Below are 15841 nucleotides of genomic sequence, written 5' to 3'. Positions count from 1 at the left end.
GAAACTCCTGGTCTCGCAGGGGGAAGCGTGTGATGTCGGCGAGCGCCGTGGTTACGACGCTCGCCGACGATGGTTCGCAGGTGGGGACTATTCGCGATCGTCGGACTTCTTGCGACGGCTGATCAGGAAGCCGCCTCCGCCGATGACCACGATGGCTGCCGCGGCGATGGAGATCCAGCCGCCGGCCCCCATGCCGCCGCCCTCACCGGACGTGTCGTCCGCGCTGGCGGGTTCCACCGAGGTGTATCCCCAGTAGCCGACCTGGTTGGCGATGATGCCGCCGTCGGTGGGCTGCTTGGTGAAACCGGTGAACCGGTCCGAGCGGTAGGCCTCGAGCTGATTCGGGTACCACAGCGTCACCGAGGGTGTGTCCTCGTAATGCTGGGCCAGAGCCTTGTGCACGAGGTCGACTCGCTTCTTCTCATCAAGCTCGGTGTGCTGGGCCTTGTAGAGCTTGTCGAAGGCCTTGCTGCAGTACCCGTCCTGGCTTGTCCCGCCGTTGCCGTCGGCGTCGGGGCGCTGGCCACAGGTGTTGAGGCCGAGTTGGTAATCGGGGTCCGGGTTGATCGACTATCCCGAGAAGTACATGTCGTAGTCGCCCTTGGTAGTGCGCTCCGACACGGTGTCAACATCGCTGGCTTCGTTCTTGAGCTTGATGCCGATGTCCTTCATCCACGGTTCGAGGAATTTCGCCGTGTTCTGTTCGACAGTGGCATCTGAGTCGGTGAGGAAACGCAGCTCGAGCTTCTTGCCGTCCTTCTTGCGGATGCCGTCGGAGCCTTCCTTCCAGCCAGCGTCGTCGAGCAGCTTCTTCGCCTTCTCAACGTCGAATCCGGAAACCACCGGATTGTCAGCGGGCAGTGCCCACTTCTCGTAGACCGAGGGGATGAAGCTTGTGGCCGGCTGAGCGTAGTCCTGCATGACCTGTTTGCGCAGAGTGTCAACGTCGATTCCGGCACGGATGGCCTGGCGGACCTTCTTGTCCTTCAGCGCCTTGTTGCCGGTTCCGAACTCGTTGTTCTTCGCATCTGCGACGCCCGGGTTGATGGAGATTCCCTGGAACCGGCGACCGTTGCCGACATTGGTCTCGACGTTGTCGGCGCCTTCGACGGCTTTGAACTGCTCAGGGGTCAGTCCGGTGATGAAGTCGACTTCGCCGGAGCGGATGGCCTGCACCTGAGCATCGGAGTTCGTGTAGTAGCGGTACTGGATCTCATCGATCTTGGGCTCACCGCGCCAGAAGTTCGGGTTGGCCTTGAGCGTGACGGACTTGTTCGCCTCGTAGCTCTCCAGCTGGAACGGTCCCGAGCCCACGGACTTCTTGTCGTTCTTGAACTTGCCGGGCTTGTCGACCTTCGACCAGATGTGTTCCGGCACGACCGGAATCTCCTGGCCGGGGTTGTTCGACTGCGGCTTCTTCAGTGTGATGACCACAGTCTGATCGTCTGGGGTCTCGACCTTGTCGAAGTTCTCGACGAGGCCCCCGTTGGCCACCGCCAGTTCGTCCTTCTTCATCATCTGGTTGTAGGTCCAGGCGACGTCCTTGGCCGTGAGCGGTTCTCCGTCGGACCACTTCATGTCGGGACGCATCTTGTACGTCCAGACCTTGCCCTTGGAGTCGGTGTCCCATTCGGTGGCGAGTCCCTCGGTGACCTGAGCGTCTTCGGCACTGTTGTTCACGAGATTCTCGTACATGTACCGGAACGTGTTCGTCGGCAGCAGGTAGAAGGAGGTGAACGGGTTGAACGAATCGATGAAGCCATCTGTCGCGATCCGCAGAACCTTGGCGCCATCAGCAGCGTCAGTGGCTTCCGTGGTCTCTGCTTGGGCAGGGGATGTGGCAAGAGAGCCGACCAGCGCCATTGCCGCGAGGCCGGCAAGGCCTGTTACCAGCCGCTTGCGCAGCTTGTATTGAGCGAACATCATTGTCCTTTGTCTCGATCTGGAGATTCAGTTATCGGTCGTTGCAGGTGAGAGACTGCTCACACTTCATCTTAAGTTCTCGGGAACTCAATTCGGAGCAAGCGCGCCCTGTCGTTTCGCGCCATTCTCACCCGCTTTCGGCACTTCGGTGATCAACGGCTGAAGCCGGGTCTCCCCTGCCTGGGCGAGGACCTCGGCGAGGCTCTGGCCGCGCCGGATGAGCGAGAATTCAACGCCTTGTTCACTGCCCCCGTCGCTGTCCCTCTCGCCGAGGTGGCTGTGGACGTCCCCGTCGCCCGTGCTTGCGCCCACCCGGTACCCGAATACCGGCACCTGCGGCAGCAGGTTGTAGGAGAACGGGTTGGAGAAGTAGTAGGCACCGGTGTCGGGCACGGCCACGATGTCACCGGCGTCGAGGCGCGGCAGCATGCGCTCGCGGGCCAGCAGGTCACCGGCAAAGCAGGCGGGGCCTGCGACATCGGTGGGGACCGCCTCGGCGGATTTGGGATTGCCGTCCGGGGTGAAGGGGAGGACACGCAGCGGCCAGTCGGCGGGGGCATAGGCCGTGCGGGTGGCGACCTGGACGCCGGCGTGGGTCATCGCGATGTGCCGGCCACCAGTGGTCTTCGCGTATTCGACGTGAGTGAGGATGGTGCCGGCCTTGGCCAGCAGTGCACGCCCGAATTCGGTGATGATGTCGAAGTCGAACAGGTCCGGAACCTGCTCCTCGAGCACGGCTCGGTATTCGGCGAATGTCGGCGTGATGTCCTCGCCGGCGAAGTTCACGGGCAACCCCCCGCCGATGTCGATGCGGGTGATCTGACGCTCCCGTCCGTGGACCTGGGCGGCGCGAGCGTTGACCTCCTTCGCCAACTCGACGACGACGTCGATGCCTGCCGCCGCCTGGTCGAGGCCGATGCCCTGAGAGCCCGAGTGGACGTGGATCTGGGTGAGCCAGGGACGTGCCAGGTAGGCCTCGATGAGTGCTTCGCGGGCGCCCGGGTCGGCCAGTCCGATGCCGAACTTCGAGGTCTGTGTGGCGGTGGACAGGGCACCGATTGTGCCCGTGCCCGACTGCGGATTGATCCGGACCCCTACCCTCGCCAAGGTGGCGACGGAGTCGGACGCCGGTGCCGAGGTGGCCTGCCCATCGAAGATCGCGTCGAGTCGCTCGAGTTCTTCGAAATTGTCGATGTTCATCGACACACCGAGTGAGACGGCGCGCTTGAGCTCGGTCATCGTCTTCGCCGGGGAGTCGAAGACGATGGTCTCCGGCGTGAAGCCTGCGGCCAGTGCGAGTTCGAGTTCACCTGGACTGGCGACTTCACAGCCCGCACCCGCCTCCGCATAGAAACGCAGAAGGGGCTGGAGCGGCACGGCCTTGCAGGCCACCGCGTGGAGGATCTCGGACCGGGCGGCGAACACAGAGGACAGACGCTGGTATGCCGTTTCGATCTGGTCGAGGTCGATGAGCCCGATCACCGGAGTCGCATCGTCAAGCTGCGGGACGCGGCCTTCCGTGCTGTTCGCGATTGCCTTGATCGCTCGATTACGGATGACCTGAACCGATGGCCCCGACTGGTTGCTGTGCATGCTGTCCTTCGTTCGTGGTGTGCTGTCACCATAGAACGTGAGGACCAGGACGAACGGACAATAATCTGCCAAACTTCGGTGTTACCTCTTGTGAGAAGCGCACAGTGCTGGAAGCCTCTACATCGAATCAGCGTCGGAACTGCTCCGCGTCAGCCCTGCTCCCGGTCGAAGACGAGCACCGCGAGCTCCAGCCACAGCCGTCCGGCACGCTCTGCCGTCGACAGCCCTGTGATCTCCTCGATCCGGTTGAGACGATGCCGCAGGGAATTCGTGTGCACATGCAGACGACGGGATGCCTCGGCGGAATTGCCGACGGTCGCGAAGTACACACGCAGGGTCTCGAGCAGCTGCCCTTGATGCCTCGCATCGTGGGCGGCCAGCAGCCGCGCAGGCTCGGTGATGCGAGGCCCCACCGAGAGCAGGGCGTCGGCGGCTTCGAGCCCGACAAGTTCAGCGGCGACGTCCGCGGCTGTCGCCCCGCGCACCAGATCCGTCTCCGAGACAGAAGCAGAACCCTCGAGGGTGGAGTTGTCGCTCTTGGTCCCTGCAGCCAGCAGCGCGTCGACGACGTACACGGCTTCGGTCCATGACCGGTGCACATAGTCGAGGCGCTCAACCGAGGCGCCCACTCCGAAGTGAAGCGGCTCGGTCTGAGACAGGGACCGGCGCAGGGCCGAGACGACGTGCTCCTTGATCTCGACTGCCGTCATGCCAGCGCTCATGTGCACGAGTACGGCCAGGTGTCCGTCGGTTCCGACGTGTGCGAGAACGGCATCGGCGAAGGCGGCCCGCAGATGAAATCTCAGCACGGGCTCCTTCTCAGGTGCCATCTCGGCGAAGGCCAGGGTTGCATAATGCCCGGAGAAGGGCAGAGCGAGCAGGGTCGCGGCCGGCCCCAAGTCCGGTGATCCGCCGAGGATCGTGGCGAGGGCCTCCCGACGGATCCGCTTCTCGAATGGGGAGCGTCGCAGGGTCCGCAGCATCACGGGGATCGCCGCGCGGGCAGCGTCACGCAGGACCTCGCGCAGCGACGCGGGATCCACCGCATCCGGGTAGGCGGCCCAGATCGTACCGAGCAGCTCGCCCTCGCTGCGCAGCGCGATCACCGAACGGGCAGGAGTGGCCCCCGCGGCTGGCCTCTCGACGACATCGGTCGAACGGCGCACCACGTCGAGGAACCCGGACTCCTCAAGCTCGGCGATGCGCCACTCGGGGATTGCACCGGAAAGGATCGTCTCGCGTCGAATGTCATCGATCTCATCGCCGAGATTGGAGTGCGCAAGCACTCGTGAGGCCGGGTCTTCGATCGTGATCGACGCCCCCGTCAGCTCCGCGATGACCGCGGCCAGGGCGCTGAGATCATCGACGTCGGGCCAGGCCAGAGCACTGGAGGCACCTTCGTTGAGCTGCCGCAGGTGCACCAGCACCTCGGACCAGGTCACGCCCGTGGACCGTTCCAGCAGAATCGGCGAGGTTGTTGTGTCTGTCCGCTCGCCGAGGTGGATGTGAGTTCCAGGTGGCACGATGAGTGCCGCGGCTCCGTGCAATCGTGCGCGGATCGCGTTCAGTCCGGCCGCACCGTCCACGGCTTCGGTGACGAGGATGACGGCTCCTCCCAGACCGACTTCCGAGGTCCGAAGATCGAGGTCGAACTCGATCCGAGTCACCTCGACGTCGGTTTCGGCTTGAGTCAGGGGAAGCAGAAAGCCCGCAGTCTCACGCAACAGGCGGGAGACGCGCAGGGCATTCGTTTCACTCATATACCCACTGTAGTCAACAGTGCACCCGCACACGGCGTGACCCGAGCAGCTGTCGAATCTGTGACCCGACCATCTGCTGAATCTGCTCGGGCTTCAGACATTCCGCAGTTCGACGGGGATCGATCGCCACCACCAGCCGCTCGTCGGATCGTTTTCGCCGTGCCTGTTCAGGTACGTCTCCAGCTTCTGTCTCGTGTCATGGTTTCCGTACTGCACTTCGATGATCGCGCCTGAACACCGGCTGGTCGCAGATGCGTAGGAATCATCGAAGGTGGGAAAGTCTGCGACCGCGTCCTCGACGACGCTTTGGGCGGGGACCTCTTCACAGCCGGCGTGTGAGGGCACGTTGTCGTAGAGCACATCTTGTCCGAGGTCGGACCGGATGAAGAGGACTGCGCCGAAGACCAGCACAAGGCAACCGGCGCCTGCAGAGATGAGGCCCCACAGCACCGTTCGGTGTCTCCTGCTCGCCATCATCTTTGTCATTCCGGTACGTAGAATTTGTACTGGATGGCGCGGACGACGACCTGTGCCAGATTCTTCGCACCCAACTTGATGCGCAGGTTCCTGGCGTGGGACTTCACCGTGTAGATGGTGAGGACCTGTTGCTCCGCGATCTCCGCATAGTCCAGACCCTCACAGATCTGTGTGAGCAGGAGCTTCTCGCTCCGAGTCAGCTCGGGCACCGCGTCATGAACGTCCGTGGTGATATCACCGCTGATCATGATGTCCTCTGCCAAGGAACGCAGCAGGGCTGGGGACTCCCCCGCAGCTGCTGACCGGGCGACGCCGACGAGCTCGACATCGGTCGCGGACTTATTCACCGCCGCTATCGCCCCGGCCTCGAGTGCACGTGTGATGCCCGGCCCGGGCGAGACCGTAGTGAGCAGAACGATCCGAGCTTCTGGGTCGAGCGACCTGATCTCCTTGGTCGCATCGACTCCGCTCATCCCGGGATGCATGTTGACGTCCATGAGGACAAGGTCCGGACGATGACGGTCGAATGCTTCGACAGCGTCGTCACCGGAGTGCTGAGGTTCGAGAACTGAGAACCCGCCGTCATCGACGAGCGCTGCCGCCACTGCTCTCGTCGTCCACGAATCGTCGTCGACGATGAGCACGGTGATGAGCTCGTCTGCCGGTGAGTCGTCGACCTCCGGGACCCCCGATTCGCTCATGTTCTCTCGCTCGTCGCCGTCGATTGAGCACGGTGGGCGTTCGTTTCGCGAGGCGGTGTGGATGGCGACGCCGAGGTGAAATCGTCGCGCGCGCAGACCGCGTCGACCTCGTCGCCATCGGCCGAGGCGTTGAATCTCAGTGGCTGGGTGACTTCGACGACGACGCGCCCCTGATGATCGGACCCTGTCGTGCAGGTTCCGCCCAGTGCATGAGCGCGACGACTGAGAGAACGGGGCGAGTGTGACAGCAATGCCGCCGCCTCATTCTCGGTGCGGAAACGCAGAACGGCCGCCTCAGTGTCACCACGTTCCCCGGTCACGTCACGCTCAACTGAAACGGTCAGACTCGACTTGGTCTCAGGCAGGGCGTGCCTGATGACGTTCGTCGCCAGCTCGCGCATGATCGCGGTGAAGTGTGCTCCCAGAACCGGGGAGGCGTATCGGGGCAAGTTGCCGACGTTGAGCGTCAGCGCCACGCCTCCGGCTGCGCATCCGTTCTCAATGGCAGCGGCCAGCGCCTTCGCCTCTGCCTGCAGGCGGACCCTGGGGCGTCGATCATCTCCGTCGCTGAGTTGAGCGACGAGACGACGCAGACGCTTCGACGCTTCCGCGTTGACAAGGGAGAGCTCCGCGAGCTGCCGATTGGCGTCGAGATCCTGCGACCCCCTAGCCAGGGCTTTGATGATCGCGCCCTCTGTTGCGAGTGAATTCGAGATCGTGTCGTGCATGTCGCTGGTGAACCGTGCACGCAAGGAATCCACGGCCTGCTGGTGCTCCACGGCGGCGCGCTCCCGGCGACCGATCTCGCGTTGGATCCTCAGCTCGACGAAGCCTGCGGCCAAACCGAGCAGGGAATAGGTGAGCCAGCCGAATCCGAGATCGACGAATCCCTCAATCCCACCGTCGTAGGCTCCCAGCTCGGTGCAGGTGATGAGATAAATGACCAGCCCCGCTGTGCCGATGGCAGAACCGACCCATCGCCGGTGGCTGAGCAGCACTGCCGTGGCGAAGATGAGCGCCTCGGGGAACATGTTCTCCAGATCGGGATAGGCCACGACGAACACGAGACTCAGCCCGGTCGAGACGAACACCGTCGCCAAGGGGAGGAATGGGGAGATGATGATCAGAGCATAGGCGCAGATGAGAAGGGTCATGTAGCGGGGTTCAGCGATTTCGAATGACCCCGGAATCAGCACTGTCAGCCCCAAGATGAGGGCGAGAAGTCGGATCGGGAAGTCCACGAAGCGCGGCCCGCGGAGTAATTGCCACAATCGGGCGGTTCCGCTCCTGTTGCCGTCGTCTAACGCTGATGTCATGGAGCCTATTGTGCTATACCTGCAATCCTGCCGCCTTCGAAGAATCTCATACTTACGTGCGATGTCCTTTCACTGTGAACGCGATAGCGTTGTAAATGCACTCCCCACAACATGCCCCTCGTGAATGACCCGGACCATCCCCGATGGAGCTGGTGACATCACCATATTCCCCAGAGAACTGATGTCACCGGTCCATCCCCCGTGGAACTGGCCCTGTTCGGGCTATATAGACGCACAGCTCGTTGATGCCGATGAGGAAGACTCCGGAGCCGAGCAGAACGGCCCCTGGCACTGTTATGGCGGTGAACAGCAGGATGATTCCAGCAATGAAGAGCGGGTAGCTCAAGCCGGTGAGAAGCAAGGAACGGCGAGCCTCCTCGCGCACCTCACTCACCTCGCGTCTTGTGCTGATCGACTCCGATGTTTGTCCCTGTGGACAAGATTGCGCTCCTGACATTTTTGGTCCACATCCTTCTGCCTCAGAGATGGGCACCGAACTTTTTCGAGGCCACGACAGTTGAACGGCGGCGTATCGACCTCACAACAGGTCGACACGCCGCCATCACAACTCACAGACGTGACCCCGACAGGCGGGGCCATCCTCGCATCAGCCGACCGAAGCGGCGATTGCCTCGTCGATGACGTCGAAGGCGTCGTTCAGCAGTTCATCGGAGATCGTCAGCGGGGGCAGGAAGCGCAGGATATTGCCGAAGGTTCCCGTGGTGAGCACGAGGACCCCGTTCTTTGCACAGTGGTCGGCGATCTTCTTGACCAGGTCAGGGTTCGGGTCGATCGAGTCGTGCTGAACGAACTCGGCAGCGATCATGGCGCCGCGGCCGCGAACGTCGCCGACCTCCGGGTACTTGCCCTGCAGCTTGGTGAGACGATCGGTGACGATCTCACCGATGTGGGCTGCGTTGTCGACCAGACCGTCTTCCTCATAGGAGGCGATGGCGCCTAGTGCCGCCGCACAGGCAACTGGGTTGCCGCCGTAGGTACCGCCGAGGCGACCCGGTCCGACCGAGTCCATGATCTCTGCGCGACCGGTCACGGCCGAGAGAGGCAGACCGCCGGCGATGCCCTTGGCAGTGGTGATGAGGTCGGGGACGATGCCTTCCCATTCGGAGGCGAACATCTTGCCGGTACGAGCGAAGCCAGCCTGGACTTCGTCAGCAACGAAGACGATGCCCTTCTCCTTGGCGAATTCTGTCAGCGCGGGCAGGAAGCCCTCTGCTGGAACGATGAAGCCGCCCTCACCCTGGATCGGTTCGATGACGATCGCGGCGACGTGCTCGGCGCCGATCTGCTTCTCGATCATGGTGATGACGCGTTTGGCCGCATCCTCGCCGCTGACCTTGGTGCCGGCCGCATCGTTGTCGCGGAACGGGTAGGACATGGGGGCGCGGTAGACTTCGCCGGCGAAGGGGCCGAACCCAGCCTTGTAGGGGCTGGCCTTCGCAGTCATCGACATGGTCAGGTTGGTGCGGCCATGGTAGGCGTGGTCGAAGACGACGACAGCGTCACGACCGGTGTGGACACGGGCGATCTTGACAGCATTCTCGACAGCCTCGGCGCCGGAGTTGAGCAGGATTGAGCGCTTCTCGTGATCACCCGGGGTCAGACGGTTGAGTGCCTCGGCGACCTCGACGTAGCCCTCATACGGGTTGACCATGAAGCAGGTGTGGGTGAAGGACTCGAGCTGCTCGGCGGCAGCCTTGACGACCCGAGGATTCGAGTTTCCTGCGGTCGTCACGGCGATACCGGCTCCGAGGTCGATGATCTGGTTGCCATCGACGTCCTTGAGGATTCCACCGCCGGCGGCCACCACATAGGCGGGCAGGCTGGAACCGACTCCAGGGGCCACTGCCGACTTGCGGCGAGCCTCGAGTTCACGGGACTTCGGCCCGGGGATCTCGGTCACGATCTTACGTTCCTGCGGCAGAGCTTCTCCGCCAGTTTCCAAAGCTGTCATAACGGGAACAATAGAGCCTCACGACGGTACTTGTCACTTACCGTCCGCAGGCTGAACAGATCACGTCCATCACAGAAGCAGGCAATGCGAAATTCGTTGCTCTCAGTGCTGCTCAGAAAGCGTGCCAAATGCGCTCACGGACCGCTTCATACCGCCGCAGAGGACCACCGTGGCGGGATCGACTGCGATTTCATGTGGACCCGGCCACGGTTTCAGCTGAGGGAAAAACTCAGCGCTTCTGATTCCGCATGTCGACGTCTTTGTTGCGACTCGGCAGGTCGATGTCGTGTTCACGCACGGTCGCGACGATCGTCTCCTGGGCGCCGGCCACGGGGGGCGAATCATCGCCGAGGTCGAAGCTCAGCGGCGCCTCGACGGACAGGTTACGTTTGATCACGGCCAGCCCGATCGGACCCAGCTCCCAATGCAGAGCAACCGAGGTCAGCTGACCCACGGAACGCTCGGCTCCGCGAACCTCAGCGAGCACCTCGGTGCCGGCCTCGGGCTGAATGTGCCCGGATCCGTCGAGATGGACGAAGACGAGACGCCGAGGCGGCTGGCCCAGGTTGTGCACGCGCGCCACGGCCTCCTGGCCGCGGTAGCAGCCCTTGGCCAAGTGCACCGAGGTACGCAGCAGATCGAGTTCGCCGACGAGCGATTTGTGATCGACTTCGTTCACACCGGGGCGCCAGGCGGCAATCCGCAGGGCCTCCCAGGCGTCGTAGCCAGCCATCGTGAAATTGTTCGCCGAGGTGGCCTGCAGGTCCGTTCGCGCAATGATGCCGATGACGAACTGGGTCTCGAGCCCGGGGTGATCCTCCCCTGCCACCTCGAGGCCGAGATCGACCTGCGCGTACGATGCCGAGCCTGTGCCGATGTGCGGCCAGGGGTCGGTCCACAGCTGGGTCACGGGCAGGCTGTCCGGCAGAGTGACGATGGCGCCGAGGCATTGGAATTCGTCGCTGACGTCCTCGATCGTCACGCGCATCATGAAGACCATCTTGCGCAGGAATTCGAGGGTTTCGTCGGTGCGCAGTTCGCTGATCGCCCACAGAGTCTCACCGTCGTCGACGAGCTTCAGCCAGCCTTCGATGCGACCGTTCGGGTCCAGGACCAGGGTCTCTGTGCCGACGCCCGGAGCGAGAGTGTCGAGTTTCTGTGTGGTGATGGAGTTCAACCAGGTGAGGCGATCTGCTCCGCTCAGACGCAGGATGCGCAGATGAGGCAGGTCGACGATCGCACCCTTCTCCAATAGTGCGCGCTGCTCGCGCAGCGGTGAACCGTAGTGCAGCGGCGTGTGCTGCAGTACGCCTTCACCGACGACCGCGGTGGAACTCAGCGGACGGCTCAGTGATGAGGGGCAGGCCTGTGTGGCTTCCGCCTCAGGCAGGTTTGCATCCGCCTCAGACGCTTTGGCTGCGTCGTCGGGAACCTGGGAGGCAGAATTCTCGGAGTCGGGGTCGATCATGTCAGGCGATCTTCTTCAGTCGGGCCGAGGAGTGCGTGGCGAGTTCGTGACCCAGTGCGGCCATGTCCCAGGCCCACATGAGCTCCCCGCCGACGAGGCCGTACATGCGGGTCGAGGCCGTGTATTCCTTCGCAGTCTTGGTCCGGGCGACGACATCGGTGGAGAGGTCGATGCGTGGTCCCTTGACGTGGCCTGCGTAGAGTTCCATCACTCCGTGCGGGTGGACGATCTCGGCTTCGATCTCGAATCCGTCGTCGTTCGTGCGCAGGGTCTCCACGGCAGCGGCCGTGGTGAAATGCGGGTCCTCGGTCGGAATGAGCATTCCGGGGCCCACGTCGCCGGCATCGCGCGGGCGCACCAGCTGCCAGATCCCTGTCTCCAGGGTCAGCGTCGACTCCAGTTCGCCGTCCTCACTCAGCAGCCACGCATGCGCGGTGTACTGCAGGAACGGAGTTCCGGGGTGGGCGGTGAAATCGACGCGCTGCCCGAACTGCTTCTCGGGGGTGTCCGCGTAGCCGACGACTCCGACGCCTTCCCACGAACCGATGAGCCAAGACAGGGGAACGAGCTCGGGGTGAACCGAGGAATCAAGTTCGATCATTGAGTTCAGCGATTGTCTTTGAACAGCGCCGTGACAACCTTGACTCCGACGCCCAGGGCGCCGAGTGCGGCAATGCCGACGAGACTGGTGAAGACGATTTCGAGAGCGACAAGGTTTTCCATGCTCCCAGTCTACATTTCCTGACAGCGGAGTGTGCACCCAGGCCAAGACCTCAGCCCGAGGTCGGCCCGGCTTCCGCTCAAGGTCAGCCCGAGGTCACAGAGCGATGCGTTCCAAGGAGTAGACGACGACGCCGCCGAGGGCGATGGGGGTGGCGCCGAGAGCGAGCTGCACGGCGAAGCTGCGGGCCTTCTCCACGTTCTTCTTCAACTCGATGTTCTGCGAGACTTCAAGGCTCACGGCCTGGTACTGGCTGTGGGCGATGAGCCCGAGCATGCGGTCGACTCCGGCCACCAGCAGCCCCATGATCGCGCCGAGGATCAGCGACACGGGCCAGCTGAGAGAGCCGGTGAAGATGAGGACGGAGAGGATCCCAGCGACCGCGGTCGACATCGCAATCGCCAGCGGAGATGTGTAGATCGCCGGCCAGGGCAGAGCTGTCATACAGCCGGCGACGATGAGTGAGACGAGTCCCACCACGATCGACTCTTTCTCACCGGGTACGGTGATCGCCGCTACCCAGGTACTCGCGGACAGGGCGATGACCACGCCCGCGACCTGCGCCGAGACGTTGGCCACGGCGTCCGAGGCACCCATGCCTCGAGTGAGGTTCTGCACGAAGGTCCACAGCAGTCCGAGGCCCGCCAGAACTGGAAGCCAGTCCAGATAGGGTGCGGTGCTGTCGCGGAATGCCGCGAGCAGTCCGGCCACACCGAAGAGGAACAGCATGATCGAGGTCGCACGGGGCTGCGGAGAGTCCGTCAGCCGGGGCCAGCCGTAGGCGACGCCGAAGACGATGAGCCCCGTCGCCAGCAGAAACAAGGTGTAGCCCCAGTACACGGAGGCACTGAGGGCCAGGGCCAGTACCAGGGCAACAGCTACTCGAATCCATCTGATCACAGCACTATCGTGCCTTACTCGGCCGCGGCGACGCGATCTGGGCCAGTATCGGCGATCCCCCATGAGGCCCGGGGCGCCCGCGAGAGGCCGCCTACGCGGGCATCGACCTGAGTCACGGCCGGGCCTGGTCACGCCCACCGGCCACGCCTACGCTGACCGAATCTGCACAACTGAAACTGCTCAACCGAATCGTTCAACTCCTTGGCCCAAACGGAGGACAGCATGACAACGATGAAACCGGCCTCATCCGGCGACCACTATCTCTTCGACAACGGATCGGACCTGGGAGCGCAGCAGCTCAACTCACTGTCCGCGCTCTTCGACGCACACACGCGTTCGGTCCTGAATTCCCTACCGCTGTCGGCCTCTCCACGGTCGCTGGAGATCGGAGCGGGGAATGGATCCGTGGCCAGGATGATCGCCGAGCACTCCGACGGTCAGGTGTTGGCAATCGACCTCGACACGACACACCTGCCGAAGACTCCCGGAGTCGAGCCGCGTCGACACGACATCCGCGAAGGAGTCCCTGCCGGCCCCTTCGACCTCATCCACGCGCGAATCGTCCTGACTCACTTGACCGCGCGAGAAGAGATATTCGCGTCACTCGTCGATGGGCTGGCACCGGGAGGCTGGCTCGTCCTTGCGGATGTGGGCCTCGCCGAGGAACTCCTCGTGGCCCCAGAGGAATCCGATCATGAAGTCTGGCGCAACTATAACGACGCTGCGTATCGGCAGGTCGGACCGGCCGCCGGGCACGACTACTCGTGGGCAGACCGCACCGAAGCAGCCATGTTCGCTGCCGGACTCAGCGATGTCGTCGCCGAACATGTCGTCCCTCTTGCCCGCGGCGGAGGTCCCTGGGCGATGTATCAATCAAATCTGAGCAGGCAGGCGGAGGTGCCGCTGTTGGCCACTGGGCTGAGTATGGAAGACATGGAGCGGTACCGCACCATGCTGACGGAGCCCGAATTCCGTGCACGCATCTTCTCACTGACCTACACGGCAGGGCGCAAGCCAGCCGCCTGAACGGATACGCAGCCCCTCACCTCCGTGACCCAGCTCCCTCCGCCCGACAGCCTCGGTATACTTTCCCCAGGCCGCACCTTCAGCGGCCGCGCCGAATCCGAGGAGGTGGATGAAGCACATGCGAATCCTGCACATCTGCCCCGCGTCCCCGCACGACCCCCTCCTGGCCCCGGAATCTCTGCAGTACCTCGGCCATCAGGTTCAACGCCTCAGCATCGATCAGCTGCGCCGGACTGACACCGAGTCGATCACTGCCGACGTCATCGTCGCCGATGCCTGCTTCGACCTGTCCCTGGCACCTGCCATCGCCGAGGTGGTGGCCCGGGCCCGTATCGACGCCCCGATCATCGTCGTGCTCAGCGAAGGCGGACTGGCCACCGCCTCGGCGAAATGGAACGTGTCCGACATCGTCCTCACCACTGCCGGCCCCGCCGAGGTGGAGGCCCGCCTGCGTCTGGCACGTGATCATCACGCAGCGCAGGTGCCACACGGTGTCACATCGCGGGAAGTCGGGCCCGGTGGGTCCGCGTCGACAGCGGGAACCGGCGGATCACGGTCCGAGAGAACGTCGTGGAACACCAGCGGCCCGTGGACGAGCGAGGGCGAACCCATGATCGTCGTCAGCGGGGCCCTGCGCATCGACGAAACCGCCTTCACCGCACACCTGGGCCCGCGCAGCCTCGACCTGACCTACCGCGAATTCGCCCTGCTGAAATTCTTCGCAATGCACCCCGAACGTGTCTTCACCCGCGACGAGCTCCTGCTCGCGGTCTGGGGCGATGACTACTACGGCGGTACCCGCACCGTCGATGTGCATGTCCGCCGCCTGCGTGCGAAACTCGGCAAAGACTTCGAAAACGCCATCCACACCGTCCGCTACGTCGGCTATCGCTTCAGCCCCGATTCCGCGGCCGCGCACGGTGATGGGGCAGAGTCTGACACCGGCCAGAAGTCCGACACCGGCCAGGAGGCCGACGCTGACCAGGAGTCGGAGCACGAGCAGCCAGAAGCAGAGTCGAACGAGGAGGACGTGAAGGTATGAGAATCGAAGCCAGCGGAGCCGTGACCGAAACCCCGATCGCCCCCCTCGCCGAGGCGGAGCTGGCCTTCCTCGACCGCGTGAGCGCAGCCGATGGGTCCGCTGAGATCTCCGGCGGACTCCTGTCCATCGCCACCGGCGAGGACGAAGCACATTCGGCGCAGACGGCCTCGAGCGTATGGCGGATCTATGACGAGGATGAGACTCTCATCGGCTTCGGCATCCGCGCCCTCCAGGGGGACCGACATGCAGCCGAGTTCCTCATCGCCCCCGAACACCGCGGCCACGGCCTGGGCGGGGTATTGCTGTCGACGATCCTTGACGAAGAACCCACCTCCTGGTGCTGGTCGCACGGTGACCACCCCGCCGCACAGGCACTGGCGAAGAAGCATGGACTCGGGCGCGAGCGGGTGCTCTATCAGATGCGCACCGACACCGGTCTTCGCCTTGAGGACCTGCCGCAGACCTCGGCCCCCGACGGCGTCACCATCCGCTCCTTCGCCCCCGGCGACGAGGAAGGCTGGCGGCGAGTCAACAATGCGGCCTTCGACTGGCACCCCGAGCAGGGCTCGCAGACACCGGAGGACTTCGCTGAGATCATCCAGGAATCCGACTTCGACCCGGATTCTGTGGTCCTCGCGATCCGCGATGATCGGGTCATCGGATTCCACCAGACCAAGCTCACGGACTTCGACGATGAGGGCCGCCTCGGCGAGGTCTATGTGGTCGGTGTCGACCCGAGCATCCATGCCAAGGGCGTGGGCAAGGCGCTGACGATCGAGGGAATGCGCAGGATGGTCGCCGCCGGCGCGAACGTGATCGAACTCTACGTCGAGTCCGATAATGCACCGGCGCTAGGCTTGTACGAGCGGCTGGGATTCCATGTCGCGGTGGCGCACGTGTCCTATGCGCCGGCTTCCTCGACCGAACGCAATCAGGAGTAAC

At 63.7% G+C, this 15841-nt stretch carries 15 protein-coding genes; 3 read left to right on the top strand and 12 right to left on the bottom strand.

All coding sequences use genetic code 11. The features are described 5' to 3' along the window. Positions 1-87 precede the first annotated feature (87 nt). The 12 genes from BSP239C_RS21175 to BSP239C_RS14025 all read right to left on the bottom strand — a co-directional run bounded on the left by BSP239C_RS21175 (position 88) and on the right by BSP239C_RS14025 (position 12831). On the bottom strand, positions 88-402 hold the full coding sequence (locus BSP239C_RS21175; RefSeq protein WP_257930217.1) for a hypothetical protein: 315 nt from the start codon (positions 400-402) through the stop codon (positions 88-90). A gap of 168 nt (positions 403-570) precedes the next feature. Continuing rightward, on the bottom strand, positions 571-1923 hold the full coding sequence (locus BSP239C_RS14075) for an ABC transporter substrate-binding protein (protein ID WP_257930216.1): 1353 nt from the start codon (positions 1921-1923) through the stop codon (positions 571-573). 87 nt (positions 1924-2010) lie between these two features. Further along, positions 2011-3516 (bottom strand): diaminopimelate decarboxylase, encoded by a 1506-nt coding sequence (locus tag BSP239C_RS14070; RefSeq protein WP_101573911.1) that lies wholly within the window; start codon positions 3514-3516, stop codon positions 2011-2013. 149 nt (positions 3517-3665) lie between these two features. Next, complete coding sequence (locus BSP239C_RS14065) at positions 3666-5276, bottom strand: CdaR family transcriptional regulator (RefSeq protein ID WP_101573909.1); 1611 nt, start codon at positions 5274-5276, stop codon at positions 3666-3668. A gap of 93 nt (positions 5277-5369) precedes the next feature. Continuing rightward, positions 5370-5750: a hypothetical protein gene (locus tag BSP239C_RS14060; protein WP_180959040.1), complete on the bottom strand. Its 381-nt coding sequence runs from the start codon at positions 5748-5750 to the stop codon at positions 5370-5372. Between the two features lie 8 nt (positions 5751-5758). Next, positions 5759-6454, bottom strand: a complete 696-nt coding sequence (locus BSP239C_RS14055; RefSeq protein WP_101573905.1) for a response regulator transcription factor — start codon at positions 6452-6454, stop codon at positions 5759-5761. Further along, positions 6451-7770, bottom strand: a complete 1320-nt coding sequence (locus BSP239C_RS14050) for a sensor histidine kinase (protein ID WP_145997459.1) — start codon at positions 7768-7770, stop codon at positions 6451-6453. The genes BSP239C_RS14055 and BSP239C_RS14050 overlap by 4 nt, the downstream gene beginning before the upstream one ends. Before the next feature lie 184 nt (positions 7771-7954). After that, entirely contained in the window at positions 7955-8155 is a 201-nt protein-coding gene (locus BSP239C_RS14045) for a hypothetical protein (RefSeq protein ID WP_101573901.1), read from the bottom strand. 222 nt (positions 8156-8377) lie between these two features. Further along, positions 8378-9742 carry a 4-aminobutyrate--2-oxoglutarate transaminase gene (gabT, locus tag BSP239C_RS14040; RefSeq protein WP_101573899.1) on the bottom strand — a complete coding sequence of 455 codons (1365 nt, stop codon included), beginning with the start codon at positions 9740-9742 and terminating at the stop codon, positions 8378-8380. A 229-nt stretch (positions 9743-9971) separates the two neighbouring features. Continuing rightward, the gene (locus BSP239C_RS14035) at positions 9972-11210 is read right to left on the bottom strand and encodes a folate-binding protein YgfZ (RefSeq protein ID WP_101573897.1); all 1239 of its coding nucleotides are present in this window, start codon (positions 11208-11210) and stop codon (positions 9972-9974) included. A gap of 1 nt (position 11211) precedes the next feature. After that, complete coding sequence (locus BSP239C_RS14030) at positions 11212-11811, bottom strand: FABP family protein (protein ID WP_101573895.1); 600 nt, start codon at positions 11809-11811, stop codon at positions 11212-11214. 216 nt (positions 11812-12027) lie between these two features. Further along, complete coding sequence (locus BSP239C_RS14025; RefSeq protein WP_257930215.1) at positions 12028-12831, bottom strand: ammonia permease; 804 nt, start codon at positions 12829-12831, stop codon at positions 12028-12030. A 222-nt stretch (positions 12832-13053) separates the two neighbouring features. Here BSP239C_RS14025 and BSP239C_RS14020 point away from each other — a divergent pair, with 222 nt between their 5' ends. From BSP239C_RS14020 to mshD, 3 genes are all read left to right on the top strand, one after another. Further along, positions 13054-13857, top strand: coding sequence for a trans-aconitate 2-methyltransferase (locus tag BSP239C_RS14020; RefSeq protein ID WP_101573893.1), 804 nt, complete (start codon positions 13054-13056; stop codon positions 13855-13857). A gap of 109 nt (positions 13858-13966) precedes the next feature. Next, positions 13967-14899: a winged helix-turn-helix domain-containing protein gene (locus BSP239C_RS14015; RefSeq protein ID WP_374701035.1), complete on the top strand. Its 933-nt coding sequence runs from the start codon at positions 13967-13969 to the stop codon at positions 14897-14899. Beyond that, positions 14896-15840, top strand: coding sequence for a mycothiol synthase (mshD, locus tag BSP239C_RS14010; RefSeq protein WP_101573891.1), 945 nt, complete (start codon positions 14896-14898; stop codon positions 15838-15840). The genes BSP239C_RS14015 and mshD overlap by 4 nt, the downstream gene beginning before the upstream one ends. Position 15841 lies beyond the last annotated feature (1 nt).

Source organism: Brevibacterium sp. 239c, from assembly GCF_900169365.1.
In the GTDB taxonomy this organism is placed as follows: domain Bacteria; phylum Actinomycetota; class Actinomycetes; order Actinomycetales; family Brevibacteriaceae; genus Brevibacterium.
Note: the sequence above shows the minus strand (reverse complement) of the source record. Positions and strands in the feature narration are given on the sequence as shown.

What these genes read in the sequence shown, in the direction of transcription:
- BSP239C_RS14065 (WP_101573909.1), bottom strand. Translation starts at nt 5,276, where the DNA reads ATGAGTGAAACGAATGCCCTGCGCGTCTCCCGCCTGTTGCGTGAGACT.
- BSP239C_RS14055 (WP_101573905.1), bottom strand. Translation starts at nt 6,454, where the DNA reads ATGAGCGAATCGGGGGTCCCGGAGGTCGACGACTCACCGGCAGACGAG.
- gabT (WP_101573899.1), bottom strand. Translation starts at nt 9,742, where the DNA reads ATGACAGCTTTGGAAACTGGCGGAGAAGCTCTGCCGCAGGAACGTAAG.
- BSP239C_RS14030 (WP_101573895.1), bottom strand. Translation starts at nt 11,811, where the DNA reads ATGATCGAACTTGATTCCTCGGTTCACCCCGAGCTCGTTCCCCTGTCT.
- BSP239C_RS14075 (WP_257930216.1), bottom strand. Translation starts at nt 1,923, where the DNA reads ATGTTCGCTCAATACAAGCTGCGCAAGCGGCTGGTAACAGGCCTTGCC.
- BSP239C_RS14050 (WP_145997459.1), bottom strand. Translation starts at nt 7,770, where the DNA reads ATGACATCAGCGTTAGACGACGGCAACAGGAGCGGAACCGCCCGATTG.
- BSP239C_RS14070 (WP_101573911.1), bottom strand. Translation starts at nt 3,516, where the DNA reads ATGCACAGCAACCAGTCGGGGCCATCGGTTCAGGTCATCCGTAATCGA.
- mshD (WP_101573891.1), top strand. Translation starts at nt 14,896, where the DNA reads ATGAGAATCGAAGCCAGCGGAGCCGTGACCGAAACCCCGATCGCCCCC.
- BSP239C_RS14035 (WP_101573897.1), bottom strand. Translation starts at nt 11,210, where the DNA reads ATGATCGACCCCGACTCCGAGAATTCTGCCTCCCAGGTTCCCGACGAC.
- BSP239C_RS14020 (WP_101573893.1), top strand. Translation starts at nt 13,054, where the DNA reads ATGACAACGATGAAACCGGCCTCATCCGGCGACCACTATCTCTTCGAC.
- BSP239C_RS14015 (WP_374701035.1), top strand. Translation starts at nt 13,967, where the DNA reads ATGAAGCACATGCGAATCCTGCACATCTGCCCCGCGTCCCCGCACGAC.
- BSP239C_RS14060 (WP_180959040.1), bottom strand. Translation starts at nt 5,750, where the DNA reads ATGGCGAGCAGGAGACACCGAACGGTGCTGTGGGGCCTCATCTCTGCA.